Source organism: Aeromonas sp. DNP9 (assembly GCF_001728955.1).
GTDB classification, from domain to species: Bacteria; Pseudomonadota; Gammaproteobacteria; order Enterobacterales; family Aeromonadaceae; genus Aeromonas; species Aeromonas veronii.
Genome location: NZ_LYSQ01000035.1, coordinates 14,030 through 40,747, shown reverse-complemented (window position 1 = coordinate 40,747; position 26,718 = coordinate 14,030). Strand labels below are relative to the sequence as shown.

The 26,718-nt window shown below is 61.0% G+C and carries 22 protein-coding genes and 1 rRNA gene; 10 read left to right on the top strand and 13 right to left on the bottom strand.

The window, feature by feature from the left end:
• Positions 1–185: 185 nt before the first annotated feature.
• The 7 genes from rrf to A9G06_RS19710 all read left to right on the top strand — a co-directional run bounded on the left by rrf (position 186) and on the right by A9G06_RS19710 (position 8,578).
• Positions 186–300, top strand: a 5S ribosomal RNA gene (gene rrf, locus A9G06_RS19740).
• 183 nt (positions 301–483) lie between these two features.
• The gene (locus A9G06_RS19735) at positions 484–990 is read left to right on the top strand and encodes an NUDIX domain-containing protein (protein WP_069556344.1); all 507 of its coding nucleotides are present in this window, start codon (positions 484–486) and stop codon (positions 988–990) included.
• A 132-nt stretch (positions 991–1,122) separates the two neighbouring features.
• A complete protein-coding gene (locus A9G06_RS19730; protein WP_069556343.1) occupies positions 1,123–3,285 on the top strand; it encodes an AsmA family protein in 2,163 nt (720 codons plus the stop codon).
• Between the two features lie 145 nt (positions 3,286–3,430).
• A complete protein-coding gene (locus tag A9G06_RS19725; RefSeq protein ID WP_069556342.1) occupies positions 3,431–4,813 on the top strand; it encodes a DUF3404 domain-containing protein in 1,383 nt (460 codons plus the stop codon).
• Positions 4,810–5,457, top strand: a complete 648-nt coding sequence (locus A9G06_RS19720) for a response regulator transcription factor (RefSeq protein ID WP_069556341.1) — start codon at positions 4,810–4,812, stop codon at positions 5,455–5,457. Before A9G06_RS19725 ends, A9G06_RS19720 begins: the two co-directional genes overlap by 4 nt.
• A gap of 50 nt (positions 5,458–5,507) precedes the next feature.
• Positions 5,508–6,254 carry a DUF2861 family protein gene (locus A9G06_RS19715; protein ID WP_253182357.1) on the top strand — a complete coding sequence of 249 codons (747 nt, stop codon included), beginning with the start codon at positions 5,508–5,510 and terminating at the stop codon, positions 6,252–6,254.
• Between the two features lie 107 nt (positions 6,255–6,361).
• On the top strand, positions 6,362–8,578 hold the full coding sequence (locus tag A9G06_RS19710; RefSeq protein WP_069556339.1) for a glycoside hydrolase: 2,217 nt from the start codon (positions 6,362–6,364) through the stop codon (positions 8,576–8,578).
• Positions 8,579–8,635: 57 nt separating this feature from the next.
• Here A9G06_RS19710 and A9G06_RS19705 read toward each other — a convergent pair whose 3' ends face one another.
• From A9G06_RS19705 to ettA, 5 genes are all read right to left on the bottom strand, one after another.
• Positions 8,636–9,730, bottom strand: a complete 1,095-nt coding sequence (locus A9G06_RS19705) for a type I restriction endonuclease (RefSeq protein ID WP_069556338.1) — start codon at positions 9,728–9,730, stop codon at positions 8,636–8,638.
• 265 nt (positions 9,731–9,995) lie between these two features.
• Positions 9,996–12,869: a bifunctional [glutamate--ammonia ligase]-adenylyl-L-tyrosine phosphorylase/[glutamate--ammonia-ligase] adenylyltransferase gene (glnE, locus tag A9G06_RS19700; protein ID WP_069556337.1), complete on the bottom strand. Its 2,874-nt coding sequence runs from the start codon at positions 12,867–12,869 to the stop codon at positions 9,996–9,998.
• Positions 12,870–13,027: 158 nt separating this feature from the next.
• A complete protein-coding gene (locus A9G06_RS19695; RefSeq protein WP_005343409.1) occupies positions 13,028–14,371 on the bottom strand; it encodes an NCS2 family permease in 1,344 nt (447 codons plus the stop codon).
• A 264-nt stretch (positions 14,372–14,635) separates the two neighbouring features.
• Positions 14,636–14,965 (bottom strand): hypothetical protein, encoded by a 330-nt coding sequence (locus A9G06_RS19690; protein ID WP_005338960.1) that lies wholly within the window; start codon positions 14,963–14,965, stop codon positions 14,636–14,638.
• A 93-nt stretch (positions 14,966–15,058) separates the two neighbouring features.
• Positions 15,059–16,726 carry an energy-dependent translational throttle protein EttA gene (gene ettA / locus A9G06_RS19685; protein ID WP_005358378.1) on the bottom strand — a complete coding sequence of 556 codons (1,668 nt, stop codon included), beginning with the start codon at positions 16,724–16,726 and terminating at the stop codon, positions 15,059–15,061.
• A gap of 242 nt (positions 16,727–16,968) precedes the next feature.
• Here ettA and A9G06_RS19680 point away from each other — a divergent pair, with 242 nt between their 5' ends.
• Positions 16,969–17,544 carry a Crp/Fnr family transcriptional regulator gene (locus A9G06_RS19680; RefSeq protein WP_069556336.1) on the top strand — a complete coding sequence of 192 codons (576 nt, stop codon included), beginning with the start codon at positions 16,969–16,971 and terminating at the stop codon, positions 17,542–17,544.
• Between the two features lie 57 nt (positions 17,545–17,601).
• On the top strand, positions 17,602–18,111 hold the full coding sequence (locus A9G06_RS19675; protein WP_069556335.1) for a YgjV family protein: 510 nt from the start codon (positions 17,602–17,604) through the stop codon (positions 18,109–18,111).
• A gap of 90 nt (positions 18,112–18,201) precedes the next feature.
• Here A9G06_RS19675 and mtnN read toward each other — a convergent pair whose 3' ends face one another.
• The 6 genes from mtnN to A9G06_RS19645 form a co-directional block, all read right to left on the bottom strand.
• Positions 18,202–19,038, bottom strand: coding sequence for a 5'-methylthioadenosine/S-adenosylhomocysteine nucleosidase (gene mtnN / locus A9G06_RS19670; RefSeq protein ID WP_069556334.1), 837 nt, complete (start codon positions 19,036–19,038; stop codon positions 18,202–18,204).
• 108 nt (positions 19,039–19,146) lie between these two features.
• On the bottom strand, positions 19,147–20,004 hold the full coding sequence (locus A9G06_RS19665; protein WP_069556333.1) for a lytic transglycosylase domain-containing protein: 858 nt from the start codon (positions 20,002–20,004) through the stop codon (positions 19,147–19,149).
• Positions 20,005–20,159: 155 nt separating this feature from the next.
• Entirely contained in the window at positions 20,160–20,348 is a 189-nt protein-coding gene (locus A9G06_RS19660; RefSeq protein WP_069556332.1) for a hypothetical protein, read from the bottom strand.
• A 204-nt stretch (positions 20,349–20,552) separates the two neighbouring features.
• Entirely contained in the window at positions 20,553–21,158 is a 606-nt protein-coding gene (locus tag A9G06_RS19655) for a DUF2076 domain-containing protein (RefSeq protein ID WP_069556331.1), read from the bottom strand.
• 112 nt (positions 21,159–21,270) lie between these two features.
• Positions 21,271–22,284, bottom strand: a complete 1,014-nt coding sequence (locus tag A9G06_RS19650) for an NAD-dependent epimerase (RefSeq protein ID WP_069556330.1) — start codon at positions 22,282–22,284, stop codon at positions 21,271–21,273.
• On the bottom strand, positions 22,281–23,660 hold the full coding sequence (locus tag A9G06_RS19645; RefSeq protein ID WP_069556329.1) for a UDP-glucose/GDP-mannose dehydrogenase family protein: 1,380 nt from the start codon (positions 23,658–23,660) through the stop codon (positions 22,281–22,283). The genes A9G06_RS19650 and A9G06_RS19645 overlap by 4 nt, the downstream gene beginning before the upstream one ends.
• A gap of 243 nt (positions 23,661–23,903) precedes the next feature.
• Between A9G06_RS19645 and A9G06_RS19640 the strand changes: the two genes are divergently transcribed.
• Complete coding sequence (locus A9G06_RS19640; RefSeq protein WP_069556328.1) at positions 23,904–24,515, top strand: YitT family protein; 612 nt, start codon at positions 23,904–23,906, stop codon at positions 24,513–24,515.
• A 101-nt stretch (positions 24,516–24,616) separates the two neighbouring features.
• Here A9G06_RS19640 and A9G06_RS19635 read toward each other — a convergent pair whose 3' ends face one another.
• Entirely contained in the window at positions 24,617–25,663 is a 1,047-nt protein-coding gene (locus tag A9G06_RS19635) for an ABC transporter ATP-binding protein (protein ID WP_069556327.1), read from the bottom strand.
• A complete protein-coding gene (locus A9G06_RS19630; RefSeq protein WP_069556326.1) occupies positions 25,660–26,718 on the bottom strand; it encodes an ABC transporter ATP-binding protein in 1,059 nt (352 codons plus the stop codon). The genes A9G06_RS19635 and A9G06_RS19630 overlap by 4 nt, the downstream gene beginning before the upstream one ends.

The following is a 26,718-nucleotide window of genomic DNA, read 5'->3' as shown; positions in this document are numbered from 1 at the left end:
CGGGGTGTGTAAGTGCAGCGATGCATTGAGCTAACCCGTACTAATTACCCGTGAGGCTTAACCATACAACACCCAAGAAGTGTTCTAAGGCTTGTAGCAAACCTAAGCGAACTACTAATTCAGTGATAGCGAAGCCAACAGGCAACATCGTTATTCACGTCAGCTTTCCAAGATTGAAGAATTTGCCTGGCGGCAATAGCGCTGTGGAACCACCTGATCCCATGCCGAACTCAGAAGTGAAACGCGGTAGCGCCGATGGTAGTGTGGCATTCGCCATGCGAGAGTAGGACACTGCCAGGCACCCAATACAAGAAACCCCGCTCATCGAGCGGGGTTTTTTATTGCCTGAAAATCAGCAAATCGTCTGATAATTGTCCCGTTTTATTCCTCTCCCTTTGAATTCCTAGTCTTCCCCGTCGGTTTTACTCATAAAAAACGGTCACAACAGCGTAAAATGGCGCTTTATTCCGTCAGAGATAGCCCATGTTTTGTCCAAAATGCGGCGGTCAAACCCTGCAGAGCGTCAGCCCCAAAGAGTTTCGCTGTGGCTGCGGTTTTCATTTTTTCCAGAATGTGGCGACGGCTGTGATGGTGGCGCTTTGCTGGCAGGATGAGGTGCTGGTTGCGGTGCGTGCCCGCAATCCGGGCAAGGGGTTGCTGGATCTGCCAGGCGGATTTGTCGATCCCGGCGAGTCGCTGGAGGGGGCGCTGGTGCGCGAGTTGCAGGAGGAGCTGGGGCTCGATGTCAGCGCTCAACCTTTTACCTATCTCGGTTCCTTCCCCAATATCTACCCCTACGATGGCATCACCTATCACACCTGTGACACCTTTTTCACCATCAGGCTGAGTGAAAAACCTGTCATCCAGCCAGCTGACGATGTGGCCGCCTGTCAGTGGTTGAAGATCAGCGATATCCCCTTGTCCCGCTTTGCTTTCGAATCGACGCGCACAGCGATGGCGCGGTTGCAGCAATCCTCTTTGCAAGCCTGATCCCTGCTGATGACGATGGGGATTGGCAGCGACCATCCCTGTCTCATCCTTGTCCGCTTTTGTCCCGCAGACGCCATTCGTCAGACGGTGAGTGGTATAGTCAGCAGTGGATCCGGATTCAAGGAGCATATCGTGAAGAAGATAGTTCTCATCTTGCTCGGCATCGCCGTGGCGGCCTTGCTGGCCATAGTGACGCTGATAAGCCTTATCGACCCCAATCAATTCAAGCCCCAACTGGCTGAACAGGTGCGCAAGAGCACGGGCCGGGAACTGGTAATGGCGGGGGAGATTGACTGGCGTTTCTGGCCGAGTCTCGGCCTCTCGCTGGAGAAGGTTGCTTTGCGCAATCCGGCCGGTTTTGCCGAGCCGGATCTGGTTCGTTTCGAACAGGGGGAGGCCTCGGTGGCCCTGTTGCCGTTGCTCTCCCATCGTCTGGAGATCGGCAAGGTGACCCTGAGTGGCGCCCATCTCTTTATCCAGACCAAGGCGGATGGCAGCTCCAATCTGAGCGGACTGATCAAGGATGCCACTGCTGATGCAAGCGAACCGGTCGCTCCCGCAACTCCTGCCCCAACCGCTGATAGCAAGCCCTGGCAGATCAGCTTGCAGGGTGTCGCGCTCTCCCAGGCCAGTGCGCTGGTACAGGATGATCGCAGCGGCACCTCGCTGCGACTGGATCGACTCGATCTCGATATGGGGCAGCTGGCCACCGGTCAGTGGGTACCCGTGACGCTGGCCGCCAAGGGGAGTGCCGACAAGCTCGCTTTCGACGTTAAAGGGCAGACCCAGATCAAGCTGGCGCAGGAGGTGACGGCGAGTGAACTGAAAGACTTGAGCCTCAGTGGCAGTCTGAGTGACCCGTCCCTGCGACTCGACAGTTTCTCTATCAAGGGAGACCGATTGGCCCTCGGTGAGTGGAGCAACCTCACGTTGGCGCTGAAGGGTGCCAAGGTAGAGGGGCAGCAAGCTTCACTGGCTGGTTCGCTGGAAGGAACGCTCAAGGGTCGGCTCGATAAAGAGATGAAGCTGGCCGAACTCTCCGATGTGCTGCTGACGGCAGCGCTGGTAGGTGATGCCCTGCCGCGCCCGCAGATGAAGCTGAAACTGGCCGGTTTTGCCCGTGTCGAGCTCGACAAGCAGTTGATTACCCTGAACAAGCTGGTGATGAGTGCCGATGAGGCGCTGCTGAGTGCTGATGGAACCGTGCAACTTGGAGCTGTTCCCTCGATCAGCTTCGATCTCAAGGGGGAGAGGCTGGATCTCGACAAATGGCTCGCCAAATCGGCACCGACCACGACCGCACAGCCGAAAGAGGACAAACCGGCGGCCGGTGTTGCCAACACCGCTGCAAGTGGCAATAAAGCGGTAACCGGCAAGAGCCAAGCCCTCTCCGCGGTCGAACCGGATCTGGGCGCGCTCAAGGGGATGGATCTGGATGGTCGGCTGCAACTCGGCAGCCTGCGTCTGAAAGGGCTGGATCTCGGTGCTGTCGATCTGCAGGTGGCATTGGCCAAGGGGTTGCTGACGCTCAAACAGTTCAGCGCGACCGTGGCAGGTGGTCAGGTAAACGCGAACGGGGTACTCGACGCGCGCCAGCAACCCGCTACCTACAAGGTGCACAAGCAGGTGGCCGGAGTGAACATTCGTCCCTTGTTGCAGACTCTGGCTCAGAGCGATCTGCTGGAGGGCAAGGGCGATCTCGATGTGCAGGTGCAGGGCCGTGGTCTCTCCGCGCTGGCACTGCGCAACGGGATGCAGGGCAAGGTTACCTTGAAACTGAGCGACGGTGCCCTGCACGGCATCAACCTGCCGGAGATGATCCGCGAGGCGCGGGCCACCCTCACCGGCAAGGGGGCCGAGCAGGTGAAGGAGGCGCGCAAGACCGACTTCAGCGCCCTGACCGCCAGCTTCCAGATTGCCGACGGCATCGCCCGCAGCAACGACATCCAGCTCTTTGCCCCGGCCTTGCGGGTCAAGGGCGAGGGGCAGACGGCGCTGGTGCCGGAGAGCCTCGACTTCCTGTTCCTCACCTCCATTGTCGAGAGCAGCAAGGGGCAGGGAGGCAAGGATGTGGACGAGCTGAAGGAGATCACCATTCCGGTGCGGATCGGCGGCCACTGGCAAGCCCCCAGCTATCAGCTCGATGTGAAGGCGCTGCTCAGCAACAACAAGCTGCTGGAGGATAAGGCCCGCAAGGAGGCCGAACGGGGCCTCAAGAAGCTGTTGGGGGACAAGGCCGACAACGAGGCCGTCAAAGGGGTGGCTGACCAGCTGCTCAAGGGATTGTTCAAATAGGTGGCGGTTCATATGGGCTGGCGCGAGCTGCGCCAATGCCGTTAGCGGTTGACCGGATGTCAGCGCCATTGAAAAATGGCGCTGACATTTTTTATGGCGCAGTGATCTGCTGCGCCTTGATCCGGAGTCCTCTCGAGTTGAAACCATGCGCCTGATCCTGCTGCTCTGTTCCCTGATCTGCTATGGCATGGCTTCTCCGGTGCTGGCCGGGCCGCTGGCAGATCGCCTGGCAGGCGAGCTGGCCAAGCAGGTTCCCGAACAGGCGCTGCCTCTTGACGAGGTGCAGCGGCTCGACCGGCGCCTGATTGCTCCCGATTCCCTTCATCCTGCCTGGCAGCGTTACCCGCTGCGCCAGTTGCAGGCCATCTATCGCTATCAGCAGGAGTGCGGGACAGAGAATGAGTTGCCCGCCGAGTGGCTGCCACTGCTGCGAGCGCTTTGCGGCCAAGGGGCTGCGCCCTCGACCCGCTGGTTTGCCGCTCACCCCATCTATCCGCTGGGCGGTTCCAGCGCGGCTCGTTGGCTGGCAGGTCATCCGGCGGCCGGGCTCGATGCTCTGCTCCATGTGCGGGAGCGGCGCGACCGGTTGGGGCTGCTTGGGGAGCTCGGCGATGACAACCTCGATGCCCTGCTGCGGGGTGAGCGCTGGCTGCTGCAATCGGGTCAGCTCTGGCTGCTTGGCGATGGGCAGTGGCGCCGTTATGGCGCCGGGCAGTGGCAGCCGCTGGCCGATCGGCTTGGTGTAACGCTGGATAGCCGGGTCGATGGCTCCTGCCAGGAGCGGGTTGGGGTGATCTGCATCAACGAGCGCCCCACGCTTGACTGGCAGTGGCTGGCGCTGGCCAGCTCATTTGGCTTTATCCTGTTGCTGGGGTGGGCCAGCTGGCAGCGCTGGCGCCTGCTGCGGGAGCGTCGCGTCGCATTGCAGATGCTGACCCACGAGCTGCGTACTCCCATCATGGCGCTCTCCGGCATCAGCGAGGAGCTGCGCCACGATTTCGACCGGCTGTCCCCTTCAGCCCAGCAGAGCGTGGGTCAGCTGCTGGGCAGTGTCGCCCGTCTGCATCAACTGGCGCAGGCCAGTCGCCACTATCTGGCGGCAGAGACTCTGGAAGATGAGCGGGTGGCGGTCAGTCTCACCGAGTGGCTCACCCTGGCTTGCGAGCGACATGACGCCACCTTCTGCCTTGAGCGGGAGATGACTCTGGCGCTCCCCTTCTACTGGCTCGATCTCGCCCTCGACAACCTGCTGCGCAACGCCAGCCTGCATGGCCGCGCGCCGGTTCGCGTCTATGCCAGCTGGCAGGCGGGGCGTTTGAACCTCGCAGTCAGCGATGGTGGCGAGCTGCCAAATTACCGGCTCGCTACCCTGCTGCGCCGCGGTGCCCGTGCCGATGGTTTGGGGTTGGGGCTTGCCATCGTGCGCCATCTGCTGCGTCGTCTTGGCGGGCGCCTCACCCTTTCCGGCCCGCCCACCACCTTCACCCTGACGCTGCCCTGCCAACTCTGGAGCGACCCCGAATCATGAAGACCATTCTGCTTGTCGAAGACGAGGCGCTGCTGGCGGAGAACCTGCAACGCTATCTGACCCGCGAAGGGTATCGTTGCCTCTGGTGCGATACCCTGACAGCGGCGGATCAGCAGTGGCTGGTGGCGGATCTGGTGCTGCTGGATCGCACCATGCCGGAGGGGGATGCCCTCGACTGGCTGCCCCAGTGGCTGGCGCGCAAGGCGTTGCCGGTGATCGTGCTCACCGCAAGGGTGGAGGTGAGCGATCGGGTGGCCGGGCTCGATGCGGGGGCTCGCGACTACCTCACCAAGCCCTTCTCCCACGACGAGCTGCTGGCGCGGATCCGGGCCCAGTTGCGTCAGCTGGGGGATGGCACTCAGGCGGTGGGCGGCTTGCAGCTTCATCCCGCCCGGATGCAGGCGAGCTGGCAGGATGCGGAGGTGAGCTTTACCCCCACCGAGTTTGCCCTGCTCACCCTGCTGGTGCGGATGGCGGGACGGGTGCTGAGCCGGGAGGAGATCCTCAACCGGGTGTGGGGCTATCAGGCGTTTCCCTCCACCCGCACCGTTGATACCCATATTCTGCAACTGCGCCAGAAGCTGCCCGGACTGGCCATCGAGACGGTGCGCGGCATCGGCTACCGGCTGGAGGTGCCAGCGTGAAGCGTGCAACGCTGGCCCCTCTGTTGTTGGCTCTAAGCGCTGGCTGCGTTATGGCAACTGAACGTGCCGATCCACTGCAACCGGCTACCTTGGCACTGTTGCAGGGGGATAACCGGCACGCCTGGCAATCTTTGCAGCAGGCTTGGCCTGCGCTCAATAGCGATGCCGAGCGCCGCAGCTGGCAGGGGATGCTGACTGCGCTGAGTGCCCAGCACTGCGGCAAGGATTTCCCGCTCACTCTGCCTGATGGGGTGAGCGAACTGCGGCTTGAACTGATCCAGCGCGATGCGCCGTTGCTGCGGGACTATCGGGTGCAACTGACCGGGGAGGGGCCCATCGCCGCCGCTGAACTTATCGATCCCGCTGGCCACAACCGGTTGGCAGGTGCCCAGTGGGAGGCGGAAGGGAGTAAGGGGGTCAGGGTCGTGGGGGCCGATCTGCCGATGCCTTTACCAGCCGGACTCTATCAGCTGCGGCTGGCTGTGGCGGGCAAGCGCTGGCAGGTGGCACTGCCGCTGCCTGCGGTGCAGGATCTGGACTGGCTCTCCCGCTCGCCGCTGGCGGTAGCCAATCCCCCCGCCAATCCCGCTTCGTGCACTCCGCTCTGGCTCGATCAGGCGGTGCTGGCCCGCCCGAAATACTCACTGCTCTGGTGGCACCGGATTGCGACTGATGAGCCGGTGAACTGGCCTGCCACCACGCCCGACAGCTGGCGCACCCTCTCGCTGGTGCAGACCAGCCAACGTGGCCAGCTGGTGTTGCTGCTGAGTCATAGTCAGGCGGGGCCGGTTGAGTAATGGTCGTCGTGATGGTCAGGTGCACGCAATCCTGACATTGGCCTGACAATCGCAGGCGGCCGATCTGCTGAAATGCGATTCCCGTGTGTTATCAGGAATCACAGACCATGACTCTTCTTCCCGTGCTAACGAGCCGGATCCGCCCGCTGTTGCTGTTGGCACCGCTGCTCTCCATGCCTGCCGAGGCGCTGACTCTGGCAAACGATCAGTGGCGCATCGAGCTGGATCCCGCCACTCTGGCAGCCGAAGCAATTCTGCCATCGGGCAAGCACTTGGCCATCTCTTCCCCCGGCCCGCGCCAGCCGGTTACTGCCCTGCAGCAGGAGGGGGAGCGCGCCAGCTGGCTGACCCGTGCCGATGGCGAGGTGCGAGCCTCTGCACGTCTCGAGGGCAATAGCCTGATCCTCAGCTTGAGCCGTGCGAGTGCTGGCGAGCTGGTGTGGCCGCGGGTGCCGGCAGGGGCGCAGGCGCTGATGCTGCCGATCCACGAGGGTTTTCGCATCCCGGTTGAGCATCCCGCGTGGCGTAAGGCGCTGGCGCAAGAGTATCAGGGGATCAACACCACCGAGGATCTCACCCTGCCGCTGGTCGGGCTGGATCACGGGGAGCTGCAGTTGGCGATCATCTTTGCCAACCCCTTCAACAACCGGCTCACCTTTGCGCCCAAGCAAGATGGCATTGCCCTCACGGCGACCCACAGCGTCAATCGCCTTAATCAGGCAGCCCCCTATGAGGTGGCGGTGTCGCTGCAGCCAGGCAACGACTGGCTGGCGGCGGCCAAGGCCTATCGCTGCTGGTTGCAGGAGCGGGGCGAGCTGGTCTCGCTCGAGAGCAAGCTGGCGGCAGTAAAGGATGGCAAGCGGCTGATCGGTGCCTCTCACCTCTACCTCTGGGGCGAGCGACTGCTGGTGCCACAGGATGTGAAGAGCTGGCCCGCACTGCGTCGCCTGATCCCCGCCGACTGGCTCAAAGGGGAGAGCAAAACGGCGCTGCAAGCTGCGGATCTCGAGCGCAACCGCTATCTGCAAAATCTGGTGCTGGCCGGAGTGGAACAGGCGTTGGTGCAGCGCCATCCGGGTCAGCAACCGGCCGATTTCGCCGCCTGGCGCACGCTGGCGGCCACGCAACTGGGCGCTGCGCTCAACGAGCTGCAGAGTTGGGGTGATGGCAGCTCTGCCAAGATGATCGCTGCTCTCAAGCAGGCTGGACTACCCAAACTCTGGCTGGGTCTGCCCCAGTGGACCGCCGGTTTTGCTGCGCCAGAGGGGATTGAATTTGCCAAACAGGCGGGCTATCTCATCGCACCTTACGACTCCTACGATACCGCGCTGCCGGAGGGGAATCGCCAGCAGAGCTGGCTCACCGCCCAGATGGGGCAGGATATCTATCTGCGCTGCGGCATCATGCAGGAGAATGGGCGGCGCAAGAGCGGCTTTCAAAATAGCGGCGTTTACACCAATCAGGCCTGCGTACGTCCGGTGATGGAGCAGCGCGTGTCCTGGTTGCAGCAGGCGAGCCACTACAACAGCTGGTTCCTCGATGTGGCGGCGACCGGCATGGTGTTTGACGACTTCGACCCGGCCAAGCCAACCACTCAGGCGCAGGATGCGCAAAACCGGATGGCCGGGATGGCGTGGATTGCCAAGAGTCAGGGGGTACTGGTGGGCTCCGAGGAGGGCGGCGCGGTTGCCAACCGCACCGCGGCCTTTGCCCACGGCCCCCAGACCAGCGGCTTTGGCTGGCAGGATCCCGATATGCGCCGCAACAAGCGTTCCCCCTACTATCTGGGGGTCTGGCATCCCGAGTTTCAGCCCGATTACTTCTTTCGCCAGAGCCACCTCAAGCCCAGGTATCAGGGGCTCTACTTCGATCCGGCGCTGCGGCTACCGCTGTTCCAGAGTGTCTTTCACGACAGCATAGTGACTACCCATCACTGGACGATGGACAGCCTCAAGTTCAAGGAGAGCCGTCAGGTCACCGAACTGTTGCAGCAGCTCTACAACGTGCCGCCCCTGCTCAATCTCAGTCTGGATAGTGCCGGTACGCGCATTCCCTACCTCAAGGGGCTCGATGCCTTCTTTCGTCCGCTGCATGAGCGGCTCTACAACCAGCCCCTCACCGGTTTTCGCTGGCTCGACAAAAGAGGTGTGGTGCAGCAGAGCGAATTTGCCGATGGCACTCGACTGATAGCCAACTTCGGCCCAGCCACCGAGCTGGCAGGGATCAAACTGGCCGCTCAAAGCGTGCTGGCGCTGCTGCCCGATGGCAGTCAGTTGCAGTTTGTTTCGCAACCAGATGGGGGCGTTGAAACAGGTCTCGGCTAGTTTGCCGCTTACAGAAGGGAATGGGGGGCAGAGTGATTCCGCCCCCTCTAACCAGTCTTACTCGTAGACCGAATTGGCTGTCAGTAGCTGGTCTGCAAAGGTAAAAATCTCATCTATCGAGGAAATAGGATGCCTAGTCTCTTTTTTGTCTGCATCGAATAAACCGATATATTTCTGCTTCGCATTAAAATGCAACCGGCATAACGGCTTGCGATTATTATCGTCGAGGAGAATACCAAAATAACTTTGGGTATCTCTTGCAGCGATTCTTGTTACATCAAATCGCTGTCTCAGAATTGCTTTGACAACATTAAAGCCTTCCATCTCTTCAATCGTTGTATCGACCTTTGATTTTTCCTCACAACAGCCTTCGGCATTATTGTTATCACTTGATGGATTACTATCAAATGCTGGTTGGATAGTTGAGGAGTTGACACTGCCACCAATCGCAGATTTCAATCTGGCATTGATGCTGTCATTCAGGAATTGGCTAAGTGCCTTCTTGGTGATGTCGGTAAAGGACTGTTTGACCTTTGCCGTCAGTACACCGTCATAGATTCTGGATGCAAAAAACTTAACAAAGTCTTCTTCCGGTGAGCCAAATTGTTCGGCTAGCAATTTTTTGATCTGGCTAAGGTACTTAAGCTCGCCAGCTGCATCGACAACTGAATCAACATCGAAAGAGGTTTTGGTTAGTTTTAATACCTCAGGCACTATGTGTTCATCTATGTCTTCCAGATCGAGCGTCAAAAATGGTTTTTCGTCCATTTTGTTTGGGGCATCAAGGTCTGTGTAGAACTCATATTGTGCCCCATTGGTCAGAATGCCGATTCGAGCATTGGTAACTGAAAAATAGCGAAAGAGTTGACCAGAGTGCTTGGCCGAGAGTTTTTCACTGTATTTTTTACACTCAACCAGAATTTGCACTTGGCCATCTTTGAGAATGGCGTAGTCAACCTTTTCCCCTTTTTTGATGCCTGTATCTGCGGTGAATTCCGGAATCACCTCCGTAGGATCAAACACATCATAACCAAGTACACGATTGAGAAATGGCATGACAAATGCGTTTTTGGTTGCTTCTTCAGTGGTGATCATCGATGACTGTTGAGCAATCTTTTTGGCTAGACTCTGTAGCTGCTCTGAAAAATCCATTGTTTCCTCTCTGCGCTGGGACTGGAATTGTTGAGTTGATATTCACCTGTCATATCTGGCCAAAATCAGGTGAGGTCATAGAGACGGTTTATCTCTACGTATATTCAGCAAAGTGCCATACGATTCCAAGGCTGGTATGCCTGAAACAGGATCCAGCTCACCGCTATTGAGTGTTATATGAAGAAAATATGAGCTTGTAACTGATATTTATATTAGAAAGGGGCGCCCAAGCGCCCCTTTCTCGTTGAACCTGCTGTGGTTTATCTCACTCCCCCAGCAGCTTGTGCCAGACGGCGAGTACATGGCTGCGCTCACTCTGCAGCTGATCGTCGTTCACCTTGCGGGAGATCTCCGAAAGGTTGAGGCGATGGCCGAGGTTGCGGATCTCCAGATAGGCTTGTTTCAGCCCCTCTGCCTGCTCCAGCGTCAGTACCCCCGCCATGACGCACTCGTCGAAGATGCGCACGTTATCGGACCAGCGGGTGAGGGCATCGGGCTCGCCGCAGGCGTGGGCCAGCACCAGATACTGGGCGATAAACTCGATATCCACCATGCCGCCGGGGGACTGCTTGAGGTCGAACTCGCCAACCCCCGCTTTCAGCAGGTGATCCCTCATCTTGTGGCGCATTTCGCGCACCTCGCGGGCCAGAGTCGGCAGCTCCCGCTCCTTGGCCAGCACGGTGCGGCGGATGCGGGCAAACTCGGCAATGATGGCGTCATCGCCATAGATGGGGCGGGCCCGCACCAGCGCTTGATGTTCCCAGGTCCACGCCCCGTTTTGCTGATACTGCTCATAGGCCGAGAGGGACGAGACCAGCAGGCCTGAGTCGCCGGAGGGGCGCAGCCGCATATCGATCTCGTAGAGGATCCCGGACGGGGTACGGGTGCTGAACAGGTGCAGGATCCGCTGCGCCAGACGCAGATAGAACTGGCGGCTGTCGATGGGCTTGCGGCCATCTGTGTAGCTGTTGGGGTCGCCGCCGTGCAGAAACACCAGATCGAGATCCGAGCCGTAACCGAGCTCGATACCGCCCAGCTTGCCATAGGCCACCACCGCAAAGCCGCGCTGGCCGCTGGTTGCCACCTCGGGCGGCACTCCGTAGCGCTCGCTCATCTGGGCCCACGCCTGATTGACCACCTCCTCGGTGATCGCCTCCGCCAGCCAGGTGAGGTGGTCGCTCACCTTCATCAGCGGCAGGGCGCCGGCGATATCGGCCGCCACGATGCGCAGCAGCTGCACCTGCTTGAACTGGCGCAGCGCCTCCATCTGCTGCTCCACGTCCTCTTCGGGGATGCGCAGCAGGAACTGGCGCAGCTGGGGCTTGTACTGATCGAGCGGGGTGGGGTGGTAGAGGTGCTGGGGATCGAGCAGCTCATCCAGCAGGATGGGGTAGCGGGCCAGCTGCTCGCTCACCAGATGACTGGCGTCACACAGCCGCACCAGCTGGCGCAGGGCGCCCGGGTTCTCCGCCAGCAGTTGCAGATAGGCGCTGCGGGTGAAGATGCGGGTCAGCAGCTCGCATACCCGCTCGAACAGGCGGGCGGGTTGCTCGCAGGCCACCACCAGCCGCAGCAGCTCAGGCATCAGCCAGTCCAGCGCGATGCGCCCCTGCGGGCCCACCTGACGGCGCTTGTACTCCTCCTTGAAACGCAGCAGGGCGGCGCAGAGCGGGGCGGGCTCGGCCACCCCCTGCGCGGTCAGCAGTTTTTCCAGCTCGGCGGCATCGAGCTCGGTGCGCCACAGATCGAGCCAGAGCTGTTCCAGATGGGCGGGGGCCTCTTTCTCTTCCCCCACCACGGCGGCGAACTCCTGATGGACGGCAGCCATCTCCTCATCCAGATAAGCCATGAAGGCGCCCCAGTCAGCAAAGCCGAGGGCAGCGACGAGCCGCTGGCGATCCCGCTCCTCGGTGGGCAGGGTCTGGGTCTGCTGATCGCCGATCTCCTGCAATATGTTCTCGACCCGGCGCAGGAAGCGATAGGCATCCAGTAGGCGATCGCAATGGGCGGATTCGAGGGCGCCACATTGGGCGATGGCGGCCAGCGCTTCGGGCAGGTGGCGCACCCGCAGCGCAGGTTCACGACCGCCGCGAATAAGCTGCAGCGCCTGGGCGATGAACTCCACTTCACGGATGCCGCCAGCCCCCAGCTTGATGTTGCCCTCCAGTCCCTTGCGGCGCACCTCGGCGGCGATCATCGCCTTCATCTGGCGCAGGCCGTCGATAACGCCAAAGTCGATATAGCGGCGAAACACGAAGGGGCGCAGCATCTCGGCCAGCTCGACCGCGTGCTCGCATTGGGGGCCCAATACCCGCGCCTTGACCATGGCGTAGCGCTCCCAGTTGCGACCGTGGTGCTGGTAATAATCCTCCATGGCGGCAAAGGAGATGGCGAGCGGCCCCGCCTCGCCAAAGGGGCGTAAGCGCATATCGACCCGGAACACCTGACCATCCTGCGTGGGCTGGTGGAGGGCGTTGATGATGCGCTGACCGAGTTTGATGAAGAATTGCTGGTTGGCCAGCTCGCGCCGTCCGCCGACCGTGTAACCGTTCTCGGGGAAGGTGAAGATAAGGTCGATATCCGAGGAGAAGTTGAGCTCGCCACCGCCGAGCTTGCCCATGCCTAGGATCAGCAGCGGCTGCGGGTTGCCGTTGCCGTCCATCGGGGTGCCCAGCTCGCCGCACTGTTTGGCGTAGAGCCAGTCGCGAGCAGAGCAGATAAGGGCATCAGCCAGTTTGGTCAGGTGGATAAAGCTCTCTTCCACTTCGGCGTGGCCCAGCAGCTCGCGCCAGGCGATCACCAGCATGCGGCTGCGGCGGAACTGGCGCAGGATACGCTTGAGGGCCTCTTCATCGCTTACCTCGGCGAGCAGGGAGGTGAGGTCACTCTGGTAGGCGGGCCACCGCTCGGAGCGCTCCAGATCTCCGGAGGCGAGCAGTTCGGTCAGCAACGCCGGCTGTTTGAAGAGAGAGTCGGCGACAAAATCGGAGAGGCCGAGTAGGGTCAGCAGGGTCTGGCACACCGGCTCGGGCTGGTTGCCATAGTCGGGGGCCAGTTCGATCAGCCGTTGCCACTGGCGCTCGGCCTGTTCTTGCAGCAAGGGGGAGAGGGCGGAGAAAGAGGGAGAGTGCTGGGCCACGGTTGCCGTCCTTGTGGTTAACGAAACTGCCGGATAAAAAGCTGGCTGCCAATCTAGCACTGTCAGGCCCCCGCGTCACAGCGCAGGGGCGAGAAGCATGATCCGGCAAATAAAAATGGGCTCCCTGTCGGGAGCCCATCGGATTGCGCTGGTCATTATCAGTGGCTGTCGACCCAGACGAACTTGAGCACGAACAGCAGGGCCACCACCAGCACGCAGGGGTTGATTTCGCGCCAGCGGCCGGTGCCTGCCTTCATCACGCAGTAGGAGATAAAGCCCACGGCGATCCCCTCGGTGATGGAGAAGCTGAACGGCATCATCACTGCGGTCATAAAGGCCGGTACCGCTTCGGTCAGATCTTCCCACTTCACCCGGGTCAGCTCGGAGCACATCAGCACACCCACATAGATAAGGGCGCCAGCGGCGGCATAGGCCGGCACCATGGCGGCGACCGGGGAGAAGAAGATAGCCAGCAGGAACAGCAGGCCGACCACAATGGCGGTCAGACCGGTACGGCCGCCGACGGCGACGCCGGAGCTGCTCTCGATAAAGGCGGTGACCGAGGAGGTGCCCATGAAAGCGCCGCCGACGGAGCTGACGCTATCCACCATCAGTGCCTGTTTCATGCGCGGGAAGTGGCCCTTGTCATCGGCCAGCTTGGCGCGGTTGGTGACGCCGATCAGGGTGCCGGAAGAGTCGAACAGGTTGACCAGCATAAAGGAGAAGATGATCCCGGCGAGGCTGATGTCGAGCGATCCCATCAGATCAAGCTGGCCGAACACTGGCTCGATGCTGGGGGGCATGGAGACAAAGCCCTTGAAGGTGACGTCGCCAAACAGCCAGCCCAGACCCGTGGTGACCACGATGGCGATCAGCACGGCGGAGTGGACGCCGCGGGCGGAGAAGATGCAGATCAGGAAGAAACCGAGCAGACCCAGCAGGCAGGGCAGGGAGGTGAGATTGCCCACGGTCACCATGGTGGCCGGGCTCGCGACCACAATCCCGGCGTTGTGCAGGCCGAGCAGGGCGATCAGCAGACCGATACCGGCGGTGATGCCGACCCGCAGGGTGAGCGGGATGTTGCCGATCAGCCAGTAGCGTACCCGCAGCAGGGTGAGGATCAACAGACCCATGGCGCCCCAGAAGATGGTGCCCATGCCCACTTGCCAGGAGTAACCCATGCCCGCGACGACCACGAAGGCGAAGAAGGCGTTGAGGCCCATGGCGGGGGCCAGCGCGATCGGCAGGTTGGCCAGCAGGCCCATCAGGATGCTGCCGATACCGGCGATGAGGCAGGTGGTGACGAACACGGCCTGGGTGTCCATGCCCGCCGCAGAGAGGATCTGCGGGTTGACGAACACAATGTAGACCATGGTCAGGAAGGTGGTGATACCGGCGATCACTTCGGTGCGGGCGGTAGTGCCATGGCCTTGCAGGGCAAACAGGCGCTCAAGCAATCCTTGCCCGGCGGCCTGATTGGCAGCTTGGTGTTGTTGATTCATGTTGGATTCCAATAGGTGACGTGAAATAAGCAGCAGGGGAACGGGCTATCCCATCCATGCGGGGTAAATTGCCCTGTTTCTGGCGGTTAAGTAACCAGACTCGTCCTGATACCGTGACAGCGCGCACATTTTTACACAGGCGGCGCCGTTTACAAACCCCGGATCTGCGAAGCAGATCAATGAATAGAGCAAAAATTCAAACGTTTGCTTTTTGAGCATGAAAAAAGGTTCTCAGCAGAGAACCTTTTATCGAAAATTGGGGACTTACAGGGTTTTGAAGTAGCGCTCGACCAGCTGGGCCAGCACCGAGTCGAGCCGGTCTTGCACTTCACCCAGTTCACGGCCGAAGCGGCGCAGAAAGAGGCTTGCCTGCTCTTCGGTCAGCTTGCGCCCCTCGATAAAGAACTCCTGCTCAGGCAGTTGCTTGTCGTAGCGGGGGATCAGCATCCAGCTCACCAGCTCGGGCTCCACGGCGGCAAAAATCTTGGCGGCAGCGGCACAGAAGGTCTCTATGTGCTCCTTGCCATCCGGCCCGAGGCAACCCGGTTCAACCCGGATCTGGATGGTGAGTTTTTTCTCTATGGGGGTCGTCATCGTGCTACATCCATGCAAAGGCATCCGTCTAGGATTGTAAGTCAAAAGGCAACAGAAAGGGGAGCCGAAGCTCCCCTCAACACGCAGTCAGCCTTATTTGGCGATGCGCTTGTACTTGGCGCGATGGGGCTGGATCGCCTCGGCGCCGTAGGTCTTCTTCTTCCACTCTTCGTATTCGGTAAAGTTACCTTCGAAGAACTCGATCTTGCCCTCATCCTGATAGTCCAGGATGTGAGTGGCAATACGGTCGAGGAACCAGCGGTCGTGGGAGATGACCATGGCACAACCCGGGAACTCCAGCAGGGCGTTCTCGAGGGCGCGCAGGGTTTCGATATCCAGATCGTTGGTCGGTTCATCCAGCAGCAGTACGTTGCCGCCGGTCTGCAGCAGCTTGGCCAGATGCAGACGACCGCGCTCACCACCGGAGAGTTCGCCAACCCGTTTCTGCTGGTCGGAACCCTTGAAGTTGAAGCGGCCGATATAGGCGCGGCTCGGGAACTCGTAGTTGCCGATGCGCAGGATATCCTGACCGTCAGCGACTTCCTCGAATACCGTCTTCTTGTCATCCATGCTGTCGCGGAACTGATCGACAGAGGCCAGCACCACGGTTTCACCCAGGGTGATGGCGCCGGAATCCGGCTGCTCCTGACCCGACATCATGCGGAACAGGGTCGACTTACCGGCACCGTTCGGGCCGATGATGCCGACGATGGCACCCTTCGGAATGGCAAACGACAGATCGTCGATCAGCACCCGATCACCATAGGATTTGCGCAGGTTGGCCACTTCCACCACCTTGTCGCCGAGGCGCGGTCCGGGCGGAATGAACAGCTCGTTGGTCTCGTTGCGCTTCTGGTAGTCGTTGGTGTTGAGCTCTTCGAAGCGAGCCATACGGGCCTTGGACTTGGCCTGACGCCCTTTCGGGTTTTGACGAACCCACTCCAGCTCTTTCTCGATGGACTTGCGACGGGCAGCTTCGGAACTTGCTTCCTGCGCCAGACGGGCGTCCTTTTGCTCCAGCCAGGAGGAGTAGTTGCCTTCCCACGGGATACCTTCGCCGCGGTCCAGCTCCAGGATCCAGCCCGCCACGTTGTCGAGGAAGTAACGGTCGTGGGTGATGGCCACTACAGTGCCTTCGTAGTCGTGCAGGAAGCGCTCCAGCCAGGCCACGGATTCCGCATCCAGGTGGTTGGTCGGTTCGTCCAGCAGCAGCATGTCCGGCTTTTCCAGCAGCAGACGGCACAGTGCCACACGGCGGCGCTCACCACCGGAGAGGTGCTTGATCTTGGCATCCCAGGCCGGCAGGCGCAGGGCATCGGCCGCACGCTCCAGCTGGTTTTCCATGTTGTGGCCACCCTGAGCCTGGATGATGGCTTCCAGCTCGCCCTGTTCGCGGGCCAGCTTGTCAAAGTCGGCATCCGGGTCGGCGTAGGCCGCATAGACCTCGTCCAAACGGGCCATGGCGCGCTTCACTTCGCCAACGGCCTCTTCGACTGCTTCGCGTACGGTCTGCTCCGGGTCCAGCTTCGGCTCCTGCGGCAGGTAGCCGATCTTGATACCGGGCTGCGGACGGGCTTCCCCTTCGATCTCGGTATCGATGCCTGCCATGATGCGCAGCAGGGTCGATTTACCGGCGCCGTTCAGACCCAGCACGCCGATCTTGGCGCCCGGGAAGAAGCTCAAGGAGATGTTCTTGAGAATATGACGCTTGGGCGGCACTACCTTGCCGACCCGGTTCATGGTGTAAATAAATTGAGCCATTGGCTAATTCTCTTCCTTTTCAGCAGGTTAATGTCTTGGCATTAACAGACTGATGTCGTGGTGGGGCCAGGTCGACACAGGTCAACCGGGTTCCAAAAAACCCGTCGATTGTAAACCAACGGACGAGGGGGGGCAAAGGCGGCACCCGGCTATGTCCCCCCTTTGCCGCAGCGGTCACGCCTTGCTGCATCAGCCGTGCAATTTGGGCATGATGTGGGCTGTCGTTTTGTTCCGGAGCCCTCATGAACCCATCTACTCAAGCCCCCTCGCTGGCCGCCTTTCTCTGCGCTATGGGATTGGACGCCGCGCTGAGTGAAGCCATCAGCCTGCGCTTGCCACGGCTGACGTTGCGCGCCGGTCAGGCACTGTTGGCGCAAAGGGCCGAACAGGAGGCTGCCTTCTATATCGAAGCGGGCATCGCTCGCGCCTGCCACTACACCCGGGACGGACAGGAGCGCTGCAAGGAGTTCTACTTCGAAGGGGAGCTCTGCCTGCTCTATGACAGCTGGCTCACGGGATCGCTCGCCCGCTACCAACTGGAGGCGCTGACGGAGCTGCAGGTGGTGCGGGTGCCGCTCGCCCTGCTGGATGAGCCCGTTTGGCAGCCGGTTTGCATGGCCCTGCTACGCCAGCAGCTCGGTTACAAGGAGCGCAAGGAGGCGTTTTTGCTGCTCCACTCCCCCGAGGAGCGCTATCGGGAGCTCTGTCACACCTTCCCTCGCTGGCCGGCGCGGCTCACTCAGGTGCAGCTCGCCAACTATATCGGTATCAGTCCGGTCACTTTGTCACGGATCCGCAGGCGCATTAACACGGGTTAATGCCGCTCTCCGACCATCCCCTCATGCTGCACTATCCAAATGACGGATGAGGTGTGGATGATGTCGCTGTTTCTGTGGTCGCAACTGGTGGTGAGCCTGGCCTTGTTGCTCGATCTGTTGTCGTTTCAGTTGCGGGAGCGCCGCAGGATCCTGGCCTGTCTGGCCCTCTCCTGTGCCCTCAATGCCGGTCACTTTGCCCTGCTCGGGCAGTGGTCGGCCGCCAGCCTGTTGCTGCTGGCCAGCGTGCGCTTTGTTGTGAGTATCTGGCTGGTTCACCGCATCTTGATGTGGTTTTTCATGGGGTTGGCCTGTGCGGCCGTGCTAGCGACCTATCAGGGCCTGCTCTCATGGATCGGGCTGCTGGCGAGCCTGCTGCAAACCCGGGCCGCGTTTTGCCCGGATGATCGCCTGTTGCGGCGCTGGATGCTGCTCGGCACTCTCTGCTGGCTGGGTAACAACTTGCTGGTGGGCTCACCGGTCGCCGCGCTGATGGAGGGGCTGTTTCTGGTCAGCAATCTGGTGGGTTACTACCGTCACTATGGGCGCAGGGCATGTCCGGAGAGTTGATATCGGCTGCGGAAGATAGCGTGGGGCACGTCCCGTCTGATAAAGATTACAAAGCAGAGTGGCCGCCATAGTAGCGGCCTCTCTGGCTCATCAGGCTTTGTTAAAGCTGTTGATGAGCGCTTTTGCGTAATCAATGACGAACTGCTGGCAGTGGATGGCGGTCTGCGGGTCGAACTCCTCGCCATGCAGATCGGTATTGGAGAGCACCCGGATGCCGACAAAGGACACCTTGTAGGCCTCGGCTACCAGCGCGGCGGAGGAGGTCTCCATCTCTTCTGCGGCCGTGTTGTAGGTTTGATGCAGCCAGTTGATGCGGGCCACCTGCCGGTTCCACTCATCGGCAGTGCCTATGATGCCGGCAACTACGCGGCCGTGGCGATAACGGTCGGCCATGCCAAGGGCCCGGCCAACCAGCTCGGGATCGCCGGCAAAGGAGGAGTGCTCCACCAGCTTGCCGTTGTCGCGCAGGCGCATGGTGACATCGAAGTTGTGCCATTTGCTCGGGTCGACACCCTGCTCGGCCGACGTCAGGTCACTGCGATAGGCCCCCATATTGAAGCTTTTGGTGCCGATAACGATATCGCCCCGATGCAGCGCCGGGTCATGGCCGCCAGCCGTGCCCTGATTGATGACGAGGCGCGGATGGAAGCGCTCCATGGCGAGAGTGGTGGCAGCAGCTGCATTGGCCAGCCCCACTTCGGTACGAGAGACAACTACCGGATAACCCGAGATGGTGCCCTGCCAGTAGGTCCAGGCGCCTACGGTCAGCTCCTGCTTGTCCTTGAGGGCGGCCACCAGCGTCTCGACTTCGACGTCCATCGCTCCCTGGATCAGGATGGGGGCTGGCGCCGGAGTGGCCGCCATGATGGAGGAGGAAAAGAGAGCAAACAGCGTGAGCAGGCGCGAGCAACGTTTGATGAAATTCATGGGATACCTGTTGGTCTGGCAAGAAAGCGCCGGATCCTACCGAAAGGAAAACGATTGCGCAAATAGTGGTACGTTTTTTGTCAATAGCGTGCAGCTAGTCGAACAGGTTCAGGGCTGTTTGTGGCCAGCGAAGTAGAGCACCCGTTTGACATACTCCCGGGTCTCGTCATAGGGCGGGATCCCGCCATAGCGCTCCACCGCTTTTTCCCCGGCATTGTAGGCTGCCGAGATCAGCACCCAGTCGCCATCGAAGCGGCGGTCCAGCCACTTGAGATAACTTACGCCACCCTTGATGTTCTGGGCCGGATCGAATGGCCGGGTTACCCCGAACCGTTGCTGGGTTTCGGGGATGAGTTGCATCAGCCCCTGAGCATTCTTGGGTGAAACGGCGCGGCTGTTGAGATTTGATTCTGCGATGGCAATCGCCAGCACCAGCCGGGCATCCACCTTATGGTGTTTGGCGGCGTGGCGCAGCATGGTGACCAGTTTTTGCTTGGCGGGGGGCTGGCGGGCAACCCAGGTGTCGACATTGAAGGGGGTGGAAGGGAGCCCGGCCAGATAGCCACCCTGACCGCCACGGATCCCGATGCCGCACTGATCACCCATGGGGGCATTGCCGATGCGAGCGTTGTAGTAGCGGGCAGCCTGTCGGTTACCAAGGCGCATTGCCATGGCGAGGTAGCTGTTGGCCAGCTTGGCGCTGCGTATCGAGGTGGGGCCGGTGGCGAGCAGGCGGCCGATCCGGAAATAACCTTCGGGATTGCCGGTGCTGGCGGCGACACAGTAGAGAGCGATGGCTTTTTGCAGATTGCCGTGTTGCTGGGCCACTTGACCCTGCTTGATCGCCGTCAGCGCCTTGGGGGCCTGTCTGAAATCCCTGCCTTGTGCCATCGCCCGCGGCGTACCTGCCAGTAACAACGACAAAAAAAGCAGCAAAAACAGTCCGTTTTCGCTGATGTGCCTCATGGGTTATCTCCTGTTTGAGTACAGAAGATATAGAGGAACATGGCTGCTATCGCCACGAACCCAGTGGATCCTGTTGTTATAGAGTGGAGATTTCAGAGAGCAAAACGGTATGGAACTAACGGCATCTCGACAGTTTCACACCATTTTTCATCCGGTTAAAAGTCGTGGTGATACTCCTGCTCATCCAGCACCGTGGGAGGAAGCGTGCGATAGAAGCTGCCAATTTCGCTGACAACCCAGAGCGAAAGCAGGGCCAGCAGGCTGAGCAGGGGAAGCAGAGAGTGGCTCTGGGTCAGGGCATAGGCCGCGATGGCGGCACCAATCAGGAGAAGGGTTCGGATCATGAGGTGGCTCCTTGTCGTCATGGGGGTGTTGCGTGGCCACGGACAGAGCGCCTGGGGTCGGGAGTATCTCCCGGGTGGCACGAAGCGAAGTGATTATATCGCGTCATGCAGCTGCCGGTCCGTGGTGTCATCACACTTTCCATAGTCATGGGTTTCGTATCGAGTTGGGCCCCGCCAGATGCGGGGCCAGTAATGGTTTGACGGTTAGAAGAAACCGCCGTTGTTATCGTCACTGTCGGTCCAGCCGCCACTCTGGCTATCGTCGTCGAGAAAACTGCTGCCAACATCGGGAGGTGAATCCCAGCCGTCCCAGCGTACCGGTTCCGCATCGACCGGATTGGCAATGGGCGCTGGCTCTATGATGTCGATGATCTCCTCGGGCCGGTTGCTGTGAAACAGTCCGCCGATCATGTCGGCCAGCATGACTCCGCCGGCAACCCCGGCTGCGGTTTGCAGGGCGCCACCGAGAAAGGAGCTGGTACGGGAAGCGGGTTGGGCAGGCGCAGTTGCCGGTGGCGGCGTGAAGCGCGGGGGCGGAGTGTTCTCGCCACCAAACAGGCCGGAGAGAAAACTGCCGCCGCTCGAACTGCTTTGGCTGGCCTCCAGCTCCTTGACTCGCTCGTTGAGGCGGGTAAGGGCAGCCTGCTGGATCAGCAGCGCCTGGGTCATGTAGTAGGGGGCATCGGGCTGCTCTGCCAGATGCTGGCGGATCAGCTGCTCCGCTTGTTGGTCTCGCTTGCTATCCCTGGCTTGCGCTTGCTTGAGGCGGTCGAACAGTCCATCGATCAGACCCTGTTCCTGCTGTTGCATCTCAAATCCTCGCTATGGTGCGCAGACAGTGCGTTCAGCCATCCTAAAACGCGTGGCAAGCCAGTGGTACCGGATTAACTCATCGGCGACCAAGGGCTACAGTTCGGCAATTTCACACGTCGGGCTTGTAGTAGTCGAGATACCAGCGCACGAACGCGGCGACCCCCTCCTTGATGGAGGTGGCGGGGCGCAGGCCGGTGAGGGTGTGGAGGGGCTCGCTATCGGCCCAGGTGGCGTGCATGTCGCCCGCCTGCATCGGCAGCATCCGCTTGATGGCGGGTTTGCCGAGGGCCTCTTCCAGCGCCTCGATAAAGTCGAGCAGCCGCACCGGTTGGCCATGACCGATGTTGAGGATGCGGTAGGGCGCGGCGCTCTCGGCCGGGCTCTGCTCGCTGGCGTGCCAATCGGGATTGGGACGGGGCGGCTGGTCGGCGACGGCGAGGATCCCCTCGACGATGTCGTCGATAAAGGTGAAGTCGCGGCTGAGATCGCCGTGGTTATAGACGTCGATAGGCTCGCCCGCGAGGATGGCGCGGGTGAACTTGATGATGGCCATGTCGGGCCGACCCCAGGGGCCGTAGACGGTGAAAAAGCGCAACCCTGTGGTGGGCAGGCCATAGAGCGTGGAATAGGCGTGAGCCATCAGCTCGCCACTCTTCTTGGTGGCAGCGTAGAGGGAGACCGGGTGATCCACCGGCTGCTCGGTGGTGAAGGGCATCTGGTCGGTCAGACCATAAACCGAGCTGGAGGAGGCGTAGAGCAGATGCTGGATGCCGTGCTGGCGGCACCCCTCCAGCACCGTCAGCATGCCGGTGAGGTTGCTGTCGGCATAGGCAAAGGGGTTTTCCAGCGAGTAGCGCACTCCCGCCTGCGCCCCCAGATGGATTACCCGCTCGAAACCATGACGGGCAAAGAGAGCCGCCATCGCTTCGCGATCCGCCAGATCGACCCGTTCGAAGTGGAAGTGGGGATAGCTGGCCAATTGTGCCAGTCGCGCCTCTTTCAGACTCACCTCGTAGTAGTCGTTGAGATTGTCGATGCCCACCACCCGATGACCTGCCGCGCAGAGCCGGTTGGCCACATGAAAACCGATAAAGCCAGCGACGCCGGTGACCAGATAGATCATGGTTGGGCCTCCGGATTGCTGCTGGTGTTGGCTGGCTGCTTTTTGGCGGGAAGATGTGGCCGCCCGATGGCGTGATAGTCAAACCCGAGCTCGCTGAGCTGGCGCGGATCATAGAGGTTGCGGCCATCGATGATGACAGGCTGGTTGAGCAGGGCCTTTAGCTGCTGGAAATCGGGGGCGCGAAACGCCTGCCACTCGGTACAGATGAGCAGGGCATCGGCCCCTTCCAGTGCAGCCTCCTGAGTGGGGCAGAGCAGCAGATCCGGCCGCTGGCCGTAGATCTGGCGGGCACGCCCCATCGCCTTGGGATCAAAGGCCTGCACCCGGCCACCGGCAGCCCAGATGGCGGCCTGCAGCGGGCGGCTCGGCGCATCGCGCATATCGTCGGTGCCGGGTTTGAACGCCAGCCCCCACAGGGCGAAGGTGCGGCCGCGCAGATCCGGGCCGAAGCGGGTCAGCAGGGTTTGCGCCATCTTCAGTTGCTGGCGCTGGTTGACCTGCTCGACCGCCGTCAGCAGCGGGGCGTCGCAGCCGACACTCGCCGCGGTATGGCGCAACGACTTGATATCCTTGGGGAAGCAGGAGCCGCCGTAGCCGCAGCCCGGGTAGATAAAGTGGTAACCGATGCGGGGATCGGCCCCCATCCCCTGGCGCACCGCCTCGATATCGGCCCCCAGTTGCTCGGCGAGGGCCGCCATCTCGTTCATAAAGGAGATCTTGGTGGCCAGCATGGCGTTGGCGGCGTACTTGGTGAGCTCGGCGCTGCGCAGATCCATCACCACTATCCGGTCGTGATTGCGGTTGAAGGGGGCGTAGAGGGCGCGCAACTGCTCAAGTGCCCGCTCACTGTCACAGCCGATGATGATGCGATCCGGCCGCATGCAGTCGTTGACCGCCGCTCCCTCCTTGAGAAACTCGGGGTTGGCCGCCACCTCGCAGGCGAGGGTCAGTCCACGCATGGCCAACTGCTGCTCAATGTGTTCTCTTACTTGCTGCGTTGTACCGACCGGCACTGTGCTCTTGGTCACCACCAGCTTGGGGCTGCTCATCAGTCGGCCTATGGTGTCGGCCACTGCCAGCACATGTTGCAGATCGGCCGAGCCATCCTCGTCAGCCGGGGTGCCCACGGCGATCAGCAGCAGGTCGGCGTGTGCCACGCCAATGGCGGGATCGACCGTGAAGCTCAGGCGGCCGCTGGCCAGATGGCTCTCGACCAGCGGGGCCAGCCCCGGCTCATAGAAGGGGATCTGCCCCAGCCTGAGGGCGGCGATCCGCTCGCCATCCACATCCACGCAGCAGACCTGATGGCCCACCTCGGCCAGAACGGCGGCCTGCACCAGCCCGACATAGCCTGTGCCAAAAATGGTGACCTTCATGAAAAGTGCCTCGTGCTGTGAATGGAGTGATGGCGCGCTTAAACCGCGGCATGCTGCATCTTGGTGCAGCGAGTGTCAATGCCAGATGACAGGCACCAGAATGGGGCGTTCAGCCTGACTGTTGTGATCCTTTTCACAAAAAATAGACTGGACCCCATAACGAAGCCCTGTGGACAGGGCTCGCAGCCTGCCCGCAACGGCAGGCGACAGACACTCTCTCTTTACTTCGCTTGGATACAGGTTATGGACAACACCTCGATTCGCACTGCCCATCCTATTTATGAGGATGTGCTGGCCCTGCTGACGGCGGCCAGCTTTGTTTCCCTCGGCATCTTTCTGTTTCATCAGGTTGGCCTGCTCACTGGCGGGACTGCCGGGCTGGCGCTGCTGCTGCAAAAAGTGACCGGCATCAGCTTCGGCCTGCTGTTTTTCGGCATCAATCTGCCCTTCTATGCGCTGGCATGGTTGCGGATGGGGCCACGTTTTACCTTCAACACATTTGTCTCGGTGGCAGCGGTCTCCTACATGACCGATCACCTCAACGGCGTACTGCAGATCGGCAAGATAGAGCCCCTCTATGCGGCGCTGATCGGCGGTACCCTGATCGGCATGGGACTGCTTATCATGTTCCGCCACAAGTCGAGTCTGGGGGGCTTCAACATTCTGGCGCTCTTTATTCAGGATCGCTTTGGCATCCGGGCGGGCAAGCTGCAGATGGGGCTCGATTGCGCCATTGTTGTCGCCTCGTTTTTCGTGGTGCAGCCCTGGATTCTGGCGCTATCCATCGTGGCGGCGGTTATCTGTAATCTGGTGTTGACACTCAACCACAAGCCGGGCCGCTACCAGATTGCCTGACAAGCGGCAGCCGTGACGCGATAAGACAAGAGTGACCCGATAGCACGAGGCGGCCTGATGGCCGCCTCGTCTGTTTCTACCCTGATGCTTGAACGCTTCGCCTAGCTCGCCTGCTCCAGCCTGTTGTCGCCGCCCATAGAGTTGCCACTGATGGAACTGCCGCTGATGGCGTGACCACCGACGGCGAGCGGGGTGTGACAGGCCACCTGATGATGGGCCTCATCGCACACCTCAAGTCTTGGCGCCTTGCTTGTGCACAGCTCGGTCGCATGGGGACAGCGCTGGTGGAAGTGGCAGCCGCTTGGCGGCGAGATGGGGGAGGGCACATCGCCGGTCAGCAGAATGCGCTGGCTGCGCCTGCGCGGGTCCGGCACCGGAATGGCGGAGATCAGTGCCTGGGTATAGGGGTGGCGCGGCGCCAGATAGAGCGACTGGGCATCCGCCAGCTCGACGATCCGTCCCAGATACATCACCGCAATCCGATCAGAGATGTGTTTGACCACCGACAGATCGTGGGCGATGAAGATGATGGAGAGGTTCATCTCCCGCTGCAGGCTGAGCAGCAGGTTGACGATCTGCGACTGCACCGAGACATCGAGCGCCGAGACCGCCTCGTCGCACACCAGCAGCTTGGGCTTGAGGGCGATGGCGCGGGCGATGCCGATCCGCTGGCGCTGACCGCCGGAAAACTCGTGGGGGTAGCGATCCACCGCACTGCCCGGCAGGCCCACTTTTGCCAGCAGCTCCTGCACCCAGCCGCGGCGTTGCTCAGTGTTGCCTTTACCGTGGATGATAAAGGGCTCCTCCAAAATTTGGCCCACGGTGTGGCGGCTGTTGAGGGATTCTGCAGGGTCCTGAAACACCATCTGCATCTCCTGACGTAGGGAGCGCATCTCCTTCGGGCTGAGCGCTGTGATATCGCGCCCCTCGAAGGTGATGGTGCCCGCTGTCGGCTCGAACAGCTTGAGCAGGCTGCGCCCGAGGGTGGATTTGCCGCAGCCCGACTCACCCACCAGCCCCAGCGTCTCCCCCTGCTTGAGATCGAAGCTGATTCCATCCACCGCATGAACCGTATATTGCTTGCGTAGGAACCCGCCTCCCAGCCGGAAGTGCTGTTTCAGATCCCTGACCGATAACAGAGTGCTCATGGGGTCAACTCCTTCCAGTAGTGACAGGCGACATGGTGGCGCGGATTGAGTTGCTCCACCGCCGGAATGGCGCTGATGCAGAGATCGGTCGCATGGGGGCAGCGGTTGGAGAAGCGGCAGCCAGCGGGCATTTCGTGCAGGGCTGGCACCTGTCCCTTGATGGTCTTGAGCAGGCTCTTGGGCTCATCCTCGAGTCGCGGGATCGAGCTCATCAAGCCGTGGGTATAGGGGTGACGGGGGTGGTCAAACAGCTCGAACACATCGGCCTGCTCTACCGCCCGTCCGGCGTACATCACCACCACTTCGTCGCACAGCTCAGCTACTACCCCCAGATCGTGGGTGATAAAGATGATGGCCATCCCGGTCTGGGCCTGTAGCTCTTTCATCAGTTCGAGGATCTGGGCCTGAATGGTGACATCCAGCGCCGTGGTCGGCTCGTCGCAGATAAGCAGGTCTGGCTCGCAGGAGAGCGCCATGGCGATCATCACCCGCTGGCGCATACCGCCGGAGAGGTTGTGGGGATAGACCGCAAAGCGCTGGGCCGGTTCCGGGATCCCCACCTTCTGCAGCATGGCGATGGCCGCGGCTTTGCGCTGGGCCTTGTCATACTCGGGGCGATGGAGGCGAAACACCTCCATCAGTTGCTCCCCCACCGTCTGCACCGGGTTGAGGGCCGTCATCGGCTCCTGAAAGATCATCGAGATGCGGTTGCCGCGCACCTTGTACATCTGATCCGGCGCAAGTGACAGCAGCTCCTCCCCCTGAAAGCGGATGGAACCGGCGACTACCTGACCATGGGGCTTGGGCAAGAGCCCCATGATGGCGAGCGAGGTAACGCTCTTGCCACAGCCGGACTCGCCGACGATCCCCAGCGTCTGACCCGGGGCCACCTTGAAGCTGACCCCGTCGAGCACCTTGATCTTGCCGTCATCGACGGCGAACTCCACCTCAAGATCGCGTACTTCGAGGATTGGGGCTGGGTGCTGGCCGTTATCAGCGGCGAACTCCCCCCCGTTATCCGGTACGTCAAGAATGGGGGCCTGGGTGTTGGGCAT